10 protein-coding genes are annotated in these 12891 nt (G+C 73.3%); 5 read left to right on the forward strand and 5 right to left on the reverse strand.

Annotated features, from left to right (window positions below; all coding sequences use genetic code 11):
- Positions 1–380: 380 nt before the first annotated feature.
- Complete coding sequence (locus ACH4U8_RS31945; protein ID WP_395781858.1) at positions 381–1148, reverse strand: SDR family NAD(P)-dependent oxidoreductase; 768 nt, start codon at positions 1146–1148, stop codon at positions 381–383.
- Positions 1149–1330: 182 nt separating this feature from the next.
- Here ACH4U8_RS31945 and ACH4U8_RS31950 point away from each other — a divergent pair, with 182 nt between their 5' ends.
- On the forward strand, positions 1331–2386 hold the full coding sequence (locus ACH4U8_RS31950; RefSeq protein ID WP_360321201.1) for a 2-dehydropantoate 2-reductase: 1056 nt from the start codon (positions 1331–1333) through the stop codon (positions 2384–2386).
- 132 nt (positions 2387–2518) lie between these two features.
- Here ACH4U8_RS31950 and ACH4U8_RS31955 read toward each other — a convergent pair whose 3' ends face one another.
- A complete protein-coding gene (locus ACH4U8_RS31955) occupies positions 2519–3490 on the reverse strand; it encodes a LysR family transcriptional regulator (protein ID WP_395781860.1) in 972 nt (323 codons plus the stop codon).
- Positions 3491–3591: 101 nt separating this feature from the next.
- Between ACH4U8_RS31955 and ACH4U8_RS31960 the strand changes: the two genes are divergently transcribed.
- Positions 3592–4287, forward strand: coding sequence for a type 1 glutamine amidotransferase domain-containing protein (locus ACH4U8_RS31960; protein ID WP_395781862.1), 696 nt, complete (start codon positions 3592–3594; stop codon positions 4285–4287).
- Positions 4288–4666: 379 nt separating this feature from the next.
- Here the strand turns inward: ACH4U8_RS31960 and ACH4U8_RS31965 are convergent, their stop codons facing one another.
- Positions 4667–5923, reverse strand: a complete 1257-nt coding sequence (locus ACH4U8_RS31965; protein WP_395782116.1) for an MFS transporter — start codon at positions 5921–5923, stop codon at positions 4667–4669.
- Positions 5924–6141: 218 nt separating this feature from the next.
- Between ACH4U8_RS31965 and ACH4U8_RS31970 the strand changes: the two genes are divergently transcribed.
- Positions 6142–7362 (forward strand): ROK family transcriptional regulator, encoded by a 1221-nt coding sequence (locus tag ACH4U8_RS31970; RefSeq protein WP_360321213.1) that lies wholly within the window; start codon positions 6142–6144, stop codon positions 7360–7362.
- 21 nt (positions 7363–7383) lie between these two features.
- Here ACH4U8_RS31970 and ACH4U8_RS31975 read toward each other — a convergent pair whose 3' ends face one another.
- Positions 7384–8229, reverse strand: a complete 846-nt coding sequence (locus ACH4U8_RS31975; protein WP_395781864.1) for a serine/threonine protein kinase — start codon at positions 8227–8229, stop codon at positions 7384–7386.
- A gap of 838 nt (positions 8230–9067) precedes the next feature.
- Here ACH4U8_RS31975 and trpS point away from each other — a divergent pair.
- Positions 9068–10219, forward strand: a complete 1152-nt coding sequence (gene trpS / locus ACH4U8_RS31980) for a tryptophan--tRNA ligase (protein WP_395781866.1) — start codon at positions 9068–9070, stop codon at positions 10217–10219.
- A gap of 70 nt (positions 10220–10289) precedes the next feature.
- On the opposite strand, the gene ACH4U8_RS31985 is transcribed toward trpS, so the two are convergent.
- Positions 10290–11918: an MFS transporter gene (locus tag ACH4U8_RS31985; RefSeq protein ID WP_395781868.1), complete on the reverse strand. Its 1629-nt coding sequence runs from the start codon at positions 11916–11918 to the stop codon at positions 10290–10292.
- Between the two features lie 195 nt (positions 11919–12113).
- On the opposite strand from ACH4U8_RS31985, the gene ACH4U8_RS31990 reads away from it, so the two are divergent.
- A complete protein-coding gene (locus ACH4U8_RS31990) occupies positions 12114–12851 on the forward strand; it encodes a TetR/AcrR family transcriptional regulator (protein ID WP_395781870.1) in 738 nt (245 codons plus the stop codon).
- Positions 12852–12891 lie beyond the last annotated feature (40 nt).

A 12891-nucleotide genomic window follows, 5' to 3' on the forward strand; every position in this document is an offset into this window, starting at 1 on the left:
GTCCGCCTCCGCGTCCGCCTCCGCGTCCGCCTCCGCGTCCGCCTCCGCGTCCGCCTCCGCGTCCGCCTCCGCGTCCGCCTCCGCGTCCGCCTCCGCCTCCGCGTCCGCCTCCGCCTCCGCCTCCGCCTCCGCGTCCGCCTCCGCCTCCGCGTCCGCGTCCGCCTCCGCGTCCGCCTCCGCGTCCGCCTCCGCCTCCGCGTCCGCCTCCGCCTCCGCCTCCGCGTCCGCCTCCGCCTCCGCGTCCGCGTCCGCCTCCGCCTCCGCCTCCGCGTCCGCCTCCGCCTCCGCGTCCGCGTCCGCGTCTGCGTCCGCGGTTTTGAGTGGGTTCGTGCCTGGCGCCGTTCCCGCGAAGGGGAGGGTGGCTGTGTTGGTGCCTGGGGTCAGGAGACGACCGCGCCGCCGTCGGCCGGCAGGACCACGCCGGTGATGAAGGAGGCGCCGGGGGACGCGAGGGTGGTGATGGACCAGGCGATCTCCTCGGGTGTGCCGATTCGGCCCATCGGGGTGTGCGCGAGTTGCCAGGCGCGGATGGTGGCGCGTTGTTCGGGCGTCCAGCCCTGGTGCTCGCCGATCGGAGTGTCGATCGCGCCGGGTGCGACCGCGACGACCCGGACCCCGCGCGGGGCGAGATCGACGGCCCAGCTTCGGGTGAGCAGTTCCAGGGCGGTCTTGGTCGCCGCGTAGAGCGAGTTGCCCGGCCAGGCGCGCTGCCCGACGGAGGTGGTGACGTTGACGACCACCCCGCCGGCGGCCTCCAGCAGCGGCAGCGCGGCCTGGGTGAGCAGGACCGGGGCGATCAGGTTGGTGGCGAGCAGCGGGTCGATGCTCTCGCGGGTGTAGCCGCCCAGGTGGCCGGTGCCGACGATGCCCGCGTTGTTGACGAGCACGTCGAGCCGGCCGTGCGTCTCGGCGATGGTGCCCACGATCCGCTCGACCTCGCCGGCGGCGGTGAGGTCGGCGGCGAGCGGGGTGATCCGGTCGTGGCCCGCCGAGGTCTCGGCGAGCGGTTCGGTGCGGCGCCCGACGGCGATCACGTGCGCGCCCTCGGCGGCGAAGGCGCGTGCGGCGGCCCGACCGATACCGGTACCGGCACCGGTGATCAGGACGACGCGGGGCGGGTGGGAGCCGGTGTCATCGAGGTTTGTCATGCCGTGATCGTGCAACCCTGCCGCCAACGACAGGGTCAAGCGACCGCACGCGAGCGGGGACGACCGGGCGGGCCCGAATGCCCGGAGACCGGGCGCCGGGCGCCTCGAACGCAGGTGCGGGCCGGGGGACGTACGCTTGCGGATTGATCCCTGGCTCTTGCATCCGTAGGCGGAGGCCGTACATGTCCCAACCCGCTCCACGTTCGCGGCCCCGACCCCGGATCGCGATCTTCGGCGCCGGCAGCGTCGGCTGCCAGCTCGGTGGTCGGCTCGCCGCCTTCGCCGACATCACCCTGATCGGCCGCCCCACCGTCCTGGACGCACTCGCGGACGGTTTGACCGTCACCGGCGCGGGCCGTCCCCCGACCGTGGTCGAACCGGAGCGGCTGACCCTGGCCCGGACGCCGGACGCGGTGGCCGGCGCCGACTTCGTGCTGGTCACCGTCAAGTCCGCGGCCACCGCCGAGGCCGGCCGCGAGCTGGCCGGTCGGCTCAGCCCGGCCGCGATCGTGGTCAGTCTGCAGAACGGCGTGCGCAACCCCGCCGTGCTGCGGGCCGCGCTGCCCGGGCATACCGTGCTGGCCGGCATGGTTCCGTACAACGTGCTGCGCACCGAGCCCGCGGTGTTCCATCAGGGCACGTCCGGCGCGCTGATGATCGACGCGAATCCCCGGGCCATCCCGCTCGTGGACGTGCTGGCCGAGGCCGGCATCCCGGTCCAGGTCCGCGAGGACATGCCCGAGGTGCAGCACGCGAAGTTGCTGATGAATCTCAACAACGCGATCAACGCGCTGTCCGGCCTGCCGCTGCGCGATCAGCTCGGGCAGCGCGACTATCGGGCATGCCTGGCGCTGTGCCAGGGCGAGGCGCTCACCGCGTTCCGGGCCGAGGGCATCCGACCGGCCAAGCTCGGTCCCGGCTCGGCCGCGCGCAATCGGCAACTGCTCGGGTTGCCCGATCCGCTGTTTCGTCGGTTGGCGGGTTCCGCGCTGCGGATCGACGCGAAGGCGCGTTCGTCGATGTGGGAGGACCTGCAACGGGGCCGGCGTACCGAGGTGGACAGTGTGCAGGGCGAGATACTCGCGATGGCCGAACGCAACGGGCTGACCGCGCCCGCCAACGCGCGTCTGATCGCGCTGATCCGCGAGGCGGAGACCGCGCCGGCGGGACAGGCCCGGCAGTGGAGCGGACCGGATCTGCTCGCCGAACTCACCACGGCGGTCGCGGACACCGCCTGACCGGCCGGCGCGGTCCCCAGTGGGGGGATTCGGGCGCGCGGAGCCGGCGGGTGGATCGCGACGCGCGGACTCGGGTGCGGGGATCGACCGTGCGGATCCGGACACGCGGCCCCGCGACGGGCCGATCGCGGATCACCAGGTGCGCGCCGCGCGGACCAGGTGCTGGTGGACCAGCATCACGTGCGGGTGGCCCGCCGTGCCCGCGCGGCGGACCAGGTAGCCGGTGTTGATCGGCGGGTCGTCCGGGGTGAGCAGCGCCACCAGCGCGCCGGACGCGAGCTCGCCCGCGCACAGGTAGCGCGGCAACACGGTCATGCCCGCGCCGGCGACCACCGCGGTCAGCACGCCGCGCAGGTCCGGGACGGTGATCGCGGCCCGTTCGGTCAGCCGGGTGCCGAACACGTGGCGCCAGTAGCGGCGGGCGATCGGCAGGTCCTCGGCATAGCTGACCAGCGGTACCGAGCGCAGCGCGGCGGGGCCCTCGGCGGCGACCCGATCCGGCCCGATGCGCTCGGCCCAGTGCGGCGCCGCGACCAGTACGAACTCCTCGTCCATCAGCGGGACGGCGGCCAGCGTGCGGCCGCGCGGCCGGGTGGTGGCCAGAACCAGGTCGTACCGGCCCGTGCGCAACCCGTCGAGCAGGTCGTCGGTGAGCCCCGGGGAGATCCGCAGCAATACGCCGCGCTCGATCAGCGGCGCGAGTACCGGCAACACCAGCACACACAGCACCTCGGCGGGACCGGCGATGTGCACCGGCTCGGCCGGGGTGTCCGCGCCGAATCGATCACGATCGGCCACCTCCGCCAGCGCGTCCAGCGGGTCCGCGACCCGAATGGCCAGGTCGTCCGCGATCGGCGTGGCGGCCACGCCGCGAGGCAACCGCTCGAACAGCGCCCGGCCCAATCGGCGCTCCAGGGTGCGGATCTGGGTGGTGACCGTGGGCTGGGACAGACCCAGTACGCGGGCGGCGCCGGTGAAGGAGCCGGCGCGGTGCACCGCCAGGAAGGTACGCAGCAGCGTCAGATCCAGGGGCCCGCGGCCGGCCGGATCCGGTATCGAGGCCGATTCGGCGAGCCGTGACCCATCGGAATCATCATGGCTCATGGTGGAGAGCCTATTTGAATGCCGATGGGTGGGCGATCTACGTTCGAGTCCGACGGCGCGACCACCGGCCGCGACCGGCCGATGCGATTGGGAGAAGACCCATGGCGAAAATCCTGTTCGTGCTCAGCGGTTCCGACCACTGGACGCTGGCCGACGGCACCCGGCATCCGACCGGCTTCTGGGCCGAGGAGGCCGTCGCGCCGTTCGAGGTGTTCAGCGCGGCGGGCCACGACGTCGTGGTGGCCACACCCGGCGGCGTGACCCCGACCGTCGACGCGGCGAGCCTGGCGCCGGAGGTGAACGGAGGGCCGGACGGCCTGGCCGCGATCACCGCCGGGCTGGAACGGTTCACCGCACTGCGTGCGCCGATCGACCTGGCCGACGTCGACCTCGCCGACTACGCGGCGGTCTTCTATCCGGGCGGCCACGCGCCGATGGAGGACCTGGCGGTGAACGCGGCCTCCGGGGCGCTGCTCACCGCGGCGCTCGACTCGGGCAAGCCGCTGGGCGTGGTCTGCCACGGGCCGGCCGCGCTGCTCGCGGCCGAACGCCCCGACGGCACCTCGCCGTTCGCCGGCTACCGACTGACCGCGTTCACCAACACCGAGGAGACCCAGGCCGGCTTCGCGGACCGGGCCGGCTGGCTCCTCCAGGACCGCCTGATCGCCCTCGGCGCGGACTTCCGAGAGGGCACCCCCTGGTCCCCCAACGTGGTCGTGGACCGCAACCTGCACACCGGCCAGAACCCGTCCTCGGCCGCTCCCTTGGCGACCGAACTCGTCAAGACCCTGAACTGACCCGACTCCTCGCACCACTGCCGCTGCCGCGCACTCCCGACCGAGGCCGACCGGACGGAGCCGCCCCTGCCGGGGGTCGAGCCGATCGGATCGGCCGGGTTCGCGCGGCAGCGGTCGTGCTCGTGGGGGCCGTCAGTGTTCCGGCGGGGCTGAGGTCGCCCTGTTCCCGCCCGACGCCGCCGAAGAGTCGCCGATGCCGGTGGGTGGGGCCGGTCGGATCGGCCGGGTTCGGGTGGTGGTGGCCGTGCCCGCCCGCGGTCTCTTCGGTGTTCCGGTGGGAGCGGGGAGGCCGTGGTCGGCGCGTTCCCGATCGATCGGACGAGGTTGTCCCCGTCGGTGGGTCGGGTTCGGGCGGTGGCGGTGGTGTGTGCCCGGGGTTTCATCGGTGCTCCGGCGGGAGCGGGGAGACCAGGGTCGCCGCGCCCGAGGGGGATGTGCCGATCACGGCTCGCCCGGCCGGAGAGGGGGACCCGGTGGTGGGGGCTGTCGCGGATACCGGGCCCGGGGTGGCCGGGGTGCCGGGCTCGGGGGCGGGTGCCCTCGGTGACGGGTCGAGCAGGTGGGCGGTGGGGATCAGGATCGCGGCGAGTACGGCGACCACCGCGAAGGAGACGCCCAGCGACGCGTGGTCGGCGATGCCGCCGACGATGGCGGGGGCGAGCAGGCCCGACGTGTAGGTGACCGTGGCCACGCCGGCGATGGACTGGCTCGGGTCCTGGCCGGTCCGTCCGGCCGCGGCGAAGGTCAGCGGCAGGACCGCGGCCACGCCCACGCCGAGCAGGGCGAAGCCGATCGCGGCGGGCCACGGGGAATGCGCGGTGGCGACCAGGACCGCGCCGGTCGTGGCCAGGACCGCGCCGCCCCGAACGGCTCGGACCACCCCGAACCGGTCCACCACCCGGCCGGAGAGCAGCCGGGCGACGGTCATCGTGCAGGCGAAGCCGGTGAACGCGAGCGCCGCGACGCCGGGGGAGGCGCCCGCGACCTCCCGCAGGTGTACCGCGCTCCAGTTCGCCCCGGCGCCCTCGGCGAAGACCGCGCAGAAGCCGACCGCGCCGATCGCGAGCACCGCCCGGGACGGCAGCGTGAAGCGGCGCGGGGCCGGGGCGCCGGCCGTGGGACGCGCGTCGAGCAGGTTGCGGCCGGCGATCCAGCCCACCGCGGCGAGCAGTACGGCCAGGCCGGCCAGGTGTACGCGGGCATCGAGCCCGGCGAACGCGGCGGCGGCCCCCAGACCCGCACCGACCAGCGCGCCGGCGCTCCACATCCCGTGCAGCAGCGGCAATGTCGAGCGGCCGACCCGCTGTTCGACCACAAGCCCCTGGGTGTTCATCGCCACATCGGACATGCCCGCCCCCACGCCGTACACCAGCAACGCCGCGCACAGCCACGGCAGGCCGGGGGCGGAGGTGGGCAGCAGCGGCACCGCGCACCACAGCGCGATCAGGCAGCGCAACGCGGTTCGGCCGCCGTGCCGGTGGACCAGCGACGCGGCCACCGGCATGGCCAGCGAGGCGCCGACGGCGGGGGCGGCCAGGGCGACGCCCAGTTGGCCCGGGCTCAGGTCGAGGTGTTCCTGCAGCCACGGCAACCGGGAGGCGAAGCCGCCGCCGACCGCGCCGTGCACGGCGAAGATCAGGCTCGCCGCGACCCGAGCCCGACCCGCCTCGGCGGCTTCGGTCCCGCCGTCAGCCCCGACCCCGAGCCCGGCTCCGGCCCCAACTTCGGCCTCGACTTTCGAAGATGCTGCATCGGGCGCACCGATGGCGTCATGAGACGTGGAAGTCTGCGTCATGGTGCGATAAATTATCAGGCAGGGTTCCTGAAAAAAAGAGTCTGCGAGGATCGGTAGCCATGACCACCGCCCGGGCCGCGACAACCGCCCCCTCCGCGACAGCGCTCCGCACCGCGACGCCGAGCACGGCCCGCGCGATCAACGACCGGCTGGCCCTGGATCTGCTGATCGAACACGGCCCGCTGACCGCCTCCCAGCTCAAGACCCTCACCGGGCTGTCCCGCCCGACCGTCGCGGATCTGGTCGAACGCCTCGGCGGCGCGGGCCTGATCCACCTGGTCGGCGAGGCCGGCGAACGCCAACGCGGCCCGAACGCACGCCTGTACGGCATCGTCGCGGAACGCGCCCACATCGCCGGACTGGACGTGCGCGTGGGCGGCGTCGAGTTGGCCGTCGCCGATCTGGCCGGCCGCACCGTCGCGACCGGCGCACTCGCCATCCCCGCCGACCGCGACCCGGCCCGAGCCCTCGCCGACATCCTCGGGCTGCTGGACGACGCCGCCGCCCGAGCCGGAGCCGACACGCTGCACACGTTCGGCATCGGCGTGCCCGGCCTGGTCGATCCGGCCTCCGGCAACCTGCGCTCGTCCTGCTTCCCGCCCGGCTGGCATGCCCCCCTGGTGGCCGCGCTCCGCGAACGCGGCCGGGTGCTCCTGGAGAACGAGTCCAACCTCGCCTGTATCGCCGAACAACGCCTCGGCGCGGCCCGGAACCTGGACACGTTCGTCCTGGTCTGGCTCGGTCAGGGCATCGGCGCGGGCGTGATGCTGGACGGCCGACTGCGGCGGGGCGCCTCCGGCGGCAGCGGCGAACTGGGTTTCCTCCCGGTCCCGGGCACCGGCCACCGGCCCTCGCGGGTGGACTGCTCGGGCGGCTTCCACACCCTGGTCTCGGGCCTGGCGATCGAGGAACTGGCCGCCGGGCACGGCTTCACCGGCAGCGCCGAGGAATGTGTGCGGGCGGCGGCCGAACAGGTCGACGCGGGGCAGGACACGGGAGCCGGCGCCGCGCTCCTGGACGAACTCGCCGCCCGGGTCGTGGTCGGGGCCGCCGCGCTGGCGGTCATCCTGGACCCCGGCTGCGTGGTGCTGGGCGGCGAGACCGGACGGGCCGGCGGTACGGCGCTGGCCGATCGGGTCGAGGCCCGACTCGCCGAGGCGACGCCGCTGAGCACGCGGGTGCTGGCGGGTTCCGTCCCCGGCAACGCGATTCTGGACGGCGCCGTGCTGACCGCCCTCGACGATGCCCGCGACGAGCTTTTCGGCGGGCGGCAGCGCTGACGGCCCGGGACGCGCCCCGCGTCAGACCCGGTGGGTGCCGGAGAGCAGGCCCGCGGGCGCGACCGCGCTCCACGCGTCGAAGAGTTCGGTGACGTTGGGGTAGCGCTCGGCCGGGTCGCGTCGGGTCGCCCGCTCCACCACCGCGAGTTGGGCCAGCGTGCCGCGCCAGGCCCGCTCCTCGTCGCCCGCGTCCAGCAGCAGGCGCAGGGTGCGGCCGAGCAGGAACACGGTGCCCGCGCGGGTGACCAGCGCGCCGCGGCGGCTGTGCTCGGGCGGCATGTAGCGGGTGGACCCGGACAGCCGGGCGGTGTCCAGCACGAACGGCGCGCTGCGGTACTCGTCCAGATCGATCAGGTGTACCCGGCGGGCGGCGAAGTCGTACAGCACGCAGCCGTCGTACCAGTCCACCCCGACGTAACCGGCCGCGTCGATCAGGCGGTGCGCGTCCAGGATCGCGTCCAGCGCCGCGTGCACGTCGTGCAGCGGCAGGGCGCGAAAGCGGGCGAGCGGCGAGGCCGCGCCGGTGCGCAACTGTTTGCCCGCGCGCTTGAGCGTCGAGTGGTACAAGACCTCGCCCGCGCGCCACGGCCCCACCGTCACCGGCACGCCGTTGGCGCTGAACGAGTGCAACACCGGCACGATCGCCGGATGCCGGACGTGCGCGTGCAGGTCGATCGCGCGGCGCAGGCACAGCGCGGACGCGGCGTTGGGGCCGGTCTTGACGAACCAGTTGCCCTCGACGTGCACACCGTAGGAGACCGCACCCGAGTCCTGGTCGCCGAAGGTCGTGTGCACGGTTCCGATCGAGCGCAGGAAATCGGCGGGATCCTGTGCGGTGTCGATGGCGTCGAGCAGTGGGTGCGGCACGGCGGTGGGCCTTTCCTGGCGGGTGTTCCGGACCCGCCGCCCGAGGGTCGGCAGCGTGGACGGATCGAGCGTGTGGGCATCGGGTCCTTACAGCGACGGTAGCGCCCTCGGGAAGGGCGATGGGCCGTTTTCGGCGGAAGCCCCGCAGATGAGGGGCTCGGCCGGGGAGATCGGGCGGCGCAGCAGAACAGGATTTCGGGGGATCCTGTCGGGAAACACGGCAATTGTTCGACTCGGCCCGACGAGGCGGAGCGCGGTGAATCCGCCACGTCCCGCCTCGCCCGCCGCACCGCGGAGGGGCACCTCCCCAAAGGTCCTCCGCAGGGCTATTCACTTCGGTCCGGGCGGATTTCCCGCTCGAGCGCCGATCCGCAGTCGGTGATCGGGCGTGGGGACAAGGGAGTTGCCCGAGCGTCGGCGTCGGGCCCGGGCGAACCGGTCGTCGGCCGACGCGGATCCCGGCGCGGGCGAAGCACGCACCTCGGCCTCGACCCGTCGGGGCGGGCGCGGGCGGACAGGCGCGACGTCGCCCGCCGGAATGTTGCCACGGTAGACCGGAAGGCGCGCGGCGCAACAGGCGATTACCGGACACATGCGCCGAGTTCGGCCCTGTTCGGCGAAGGTGCGGGCAAGCCGTCCGGATGGCGGGGACGGGCGCTATGGTGGAGGCATGCAGCAGGTAGACGTAGTCGGTCGCAGTTGGTGGCGCTCCACTTAGGAGCGACCACCATTCGTGCATGACCAGGGTCGTTCGGACGGACGGCCCTTTTTTGATGCCCTGATCCGGGGACGGCGCCGTCGGGACGGCGACCCACCCCACCGATCGGGAGAAGACATCATGACCATCACGCCGAACATCGAGGGCGACGCGACCGCCCGAACCACGACCACGAGCGCGCCGACCACCACGATCGACCCCGGCGAGGCGGCGGGTGTGATCGAGACCACCGCCGCGCAGGCCCGGAGCGCGCTGCTCGAAGAGCGCATTCGCCGTGCGCCCGAGCGTTTTCGGGTGCTCACCGGCGACCGCCCGACCGGGCGCCTGCACCTGGGCCACTACTTCGGCACCCTGGACAACCGGGTGCGCCTGCAGAACCTCGGCGTCGAGGGATACCTGATCATCGCCGACTATCAGGTACTCACCGACCGCGACGTCGCGGACCACCTGGTCGAGCACGTCGAGGGCCTGCTCCTGGACTACCTGGCCGTCGGGATCGACCCGGACCGGACCACGATCTTCACGCACAGCGCGGTCCCGGCCCTCAACCAACTGTTGTTGCCGTTCCTCAGCCTGGTCTCGGTCGCCGAGTTGGGCCGCAATCCGACGGTCAAGGACGAGATCGCGCACTCGCGACAGGCCGCCGTCAGCGGGCTGATGTTCACCTATCCCGCGCACCAGGCGGCCGACATCCTGTTCTGCAAGGGCAACGTGGTCCCGGTCGGCCAGGATCAGTTGCCGCATCTGGAGCTCACCCGCACCATCGCCCGCCGATTCAACGACCGTTACCCGACCGGCGGACATCCCGTCTTCCCCGAGCCCGAGGCACTGTTGTCGGCCGCGCCGCTGCTGCTCGGCACGGACGGCACCAAGATGAGCAAGAGCCGGGGCAACTCGATCGCGCTCGCGGCCACGGCGGACGAGACGGCCAAGCTGATCCGGGGCGCCAGGACCGACGCCGACCGGCACATCACCTACGACCCCGAGACCCGCCCGGAGGTCTCCGGCCTGGTCCTGCTCGCCGCGCTGTGCCAGGACCGGGACCCGCACCTGGTCGCGCGGGAGATCGGTACGGCGGGCGCCGCCGCGCTCAAACGCACCGTCACCGAGGCGGTCAACGAGTTCCTGGCCCCGATCCGGGCGCGCCGGGCCGAGTACGCGCGCGACCTCGGCCAGGTCCGGCGCGTCCTGCACGCGGGCAACGAGCGGGCGAACGCGGTGGCCGACGCGACCCTGCGCGAGGTGCGCGGCGCGATGGCGAACCTGTATTGAGCGCTCGCCACGCCGGGAACGGGCGCCCCGAGCAAGCCCGTTCCCGGCATCGGCCGGCGCCCCCACCCGCTCAGGCCGCGACCTTCGCCGGCGAGCCCACCGCGTCGCCCACCACGATCTCGGGTCGATCCCGCATCAGATACGCCACCAGCACCGCCGATCCGAGCAACATCGCCGAGCCGGTCCACAGCGCCAGATGCAGGCCGTCCATGAACGCCGTCGTCGCGGCCTCGCGCACCGGGGTCGGCGCTGCGCCCAGATGCCCGATGCCGCCACCACCGCCCGACGTACTGGCATCGACGATGCGACGAGCGTCGTCCGCCGGAACCTGCTCGTCGGCCAACAGCTCGGTCAACCGGCTCGACAGGCGCCCGGTGAGCACCGCGCCGAGTGCGGCGATGCCGACCACGCCGCCCAGTTCGCGCGCGGTGTTGGTGACCGCCGAGGCCATCCCGGCGCGGGCCGGTTCGACCCGGGACATCACCGCGACCGAGATCGGCGTGAAGCACAACCCCATGCCCGCGCCGAGGAACGGCAGGACCCAGAAGAATTCGAGGTAGGACGCGTCCTTGCCGTAGAAGGAGAGTCCGCCCAGCGCGACCCCGCACAGGGTCAGCCCGGTCACCAGCGGTACGCGCGGCCCGATCCGGCCCGCCAACTGCCCGGAGATCGGCGCCGCGATCATGATCGCCAACGTCGAGGGCAACGACGCGAAGCCCGCCCGGGTCGGCGTGTACCCGAGCACGTCCTGCATGTACAGACCGAGGAAGAACAACGCGCCGAACATCCCGAAGCTCACCGCGAAGCCGCCCCATATGGCGGCGCCGATCACCCGGTCGCGCAGGAAGCCGAGGTCGAGCATCGGTTGGGCGACCCGTAGTTCGACACCCACGAAGGCGATCAGCGCGACCGCGGCCAGTGCGGCGGCGCCGAGCACCCGGGTCGAGGTCCAGCCCTGGGCCGGGCCCTCGATCAGCGCGAACACCAGCGCCCCGACGGCCGGTACCCCCAGCAGCAGTCCGGGCAGGTCGAATCGGCCGCGGCGCTCCGCGAATTCGGGGAGCACCCAGGAGCCGACCAGGATCCCGGCGACACCGACCGGCACGTTGATCCAGAACACGCTCGCCCAGCCGAACGCGTCCACCAGCGGACCGCCGATCGCCGGACCCAGCGCGAGCCCGGCGCCGGAGACGCCCGACCAGATGCCGATCGCGCGGGCCCGCTCCCGCTCGTCGGTGAACACGTGTCGGATGATCGACATGCTGCCGGGCAACAACAGCGCGCCGCCCACGCCCTGGATCGCGCGTCCGGCGATCAGCGCCGGGAGCGAACCGGCCAGGGCACAGGCGATGGAACCCGCGGTGAACACGCCGAGGCCGATCAGGAAGACCCGGCGCCGGCCGTAGCGGTCGCCCAGGGTGCCGCCGGTGAGCAGCAACGCGGCGAAGACCAGGCTGTAGCCCTCCATCACCCATTGCAGTCCGCTGACCCCCGCGTCCAGGTCGCGGTCGATGCTGGGCAGCGCGTTGGACACCACGACGTTGTCGAGCATGGCCACGAACAGCGCGATGCACAGGGTGGCCAGGATCAGGCCCTTGCGCGGCGCGCCGGCCTGCGCCGGGGCGGCCGTCGGTGCGCCGCCCGGGGTGCTCGGCGGGGGTTCGGGTCCCGGTATCGGACCGGGGGAATCGGGTGCCATGACCTCTCCCTAACAGTGTTAGTGACTGTCTAACGGTGTTAGATTGCACTCCGGTGGGCATCGGCGCAAGGGGATTGATGCGCATCCCCGGGCACAACCGCCTCAATGAGGAAGACGAATGACCTGAATGCGTTGGAGGATTGACCGCACGGGCTCGGCGGCGACGCTCGCCGGAGTGGACGACGAGGAGTGGGCATGACGGGCAAGGGCCGGGCGCCGGCGGACGGTGCACGACGGCGGCCGGCGGTGACCCTCGACGCGTTGGTCCGGGCGGGGTTGGTCGTGCTGGAGCGCGACGGCCTGGACGCCCTGTCGATGCGCTCGGTGGCGGCCGAACTCGGCGTCCGGGCCCCGTCGTTGTACTGGCACGTGCGGGACAAGGAGGAACTGCTCGACCTGCTCGCCGACGGGCTGCTCGGCCTCGGCGTGCCCGCGCTGCCGCCCATCCGCGGCGACTGGCGGATCGAACTGCGCGAATTGGCCTGGGCGTTCCGTGCGTTCCTGAATCGGCGGCGGGATTCGGTGCGGGTGCTGATGGGCCGCTTCCCGGCCGGTCCCGGGATGGCCGCGGTGATGGAGCATCAGCTCGCCATGCTGGATCGGGCCGGGTTCAACCGGCAGGACGCGGCGTACATCACCTACGGGCTCAGCACGCTGGTGACCGGGTTCGTGTACGGCGAGCAGCGGCCGATCTCGGCGGCGGTGGTCGCCGGGGTGCCCGTCCGCGAGGCGGTGACCGCGATCGGCGACACGATCGCGGCCTTCCCGGCGGACACCTACCCGCATCTGGTGGCGACCGCGCGCGAACTCACCACACCGCACATCGACGAGCGGTTCGAGTTCGTCCTCGAACGATTCCTGGACGGCCTGGCCGTGCTGCCCCGGAACCCGAAACACGACCAGGGAGGGACGGGCACGGCCGAGCACGCCTGACCGACGGGTCGGTCGGCGGTGATCGGCGGCGCGGAAGGCT

This window comes from Embleya sp. NPDC020886, assembly GCF_044333915.1.
Lineage (GTDB): Bacteria > Actinomycetota > Actinomycetes > Streptomycetales > Streptomycetaceae > Embleya.

Bases quoted from the DNA above. Each gene is read 5' to 3' on its own strand.
- ACH4U8_RS31945 (WP_395781858.1), bottom strand. From the start codon at position 1,148: ATGACAAACCTCGATGACACCGGCTCCCACCCGCCCCGCGTCGTCCTG.
- ACH4U8_RS31950 (WP_360321201.1), top strand. From the start codon at position 1,331: ATGTCCCAACCCGCTCCACGTTCGCGGCCCCGACCCCGGATCGCGATC.
- ACH4U8_RS31955 (WP_395781860.1), bottom strand. From the start codon at position 3,490: ATGAGCCATGATGATTCCGATGGGTCACGGCTCGCCGAATCGGCCTCG.
- ACH4U8_RS31960 (WP_395781862.1), top strand. From the start codon at position 3,592: ATGGCGAAAATCCTGTTCGTGCTCAGCGGTTCCGACCACTGGACGCTG.
- ACH4U8_RS31970 (WP_360321213.1), top strand. From the start codon at position 6,142: ATGACCACCGCCCGGGCCGCGACAACCGCCCCCTCCGCGACAGCGCTC.
- trpS (WP_395781866.1), top strand. From the start codon at position 9,068: ATGACCATCACGCCGAACATCGAGGGCGACGCGACCGCCCGAACCACG.
- ACH4U8_RS31985 (WP_395781868.1), bottom strand. From the start codon at position 11,918: ATGGCACCCGATTCCCCCGGTCCGATACCGGGACCCGAACCCCCGCCG.
- ACH4U8_RS31990 (WP_395781870.1), top strand. From the start codon at position 12,114: ATGACGGGCAAGGGCCGGGCGCCGGCGGACGGTGCACGACGGCGGCCG.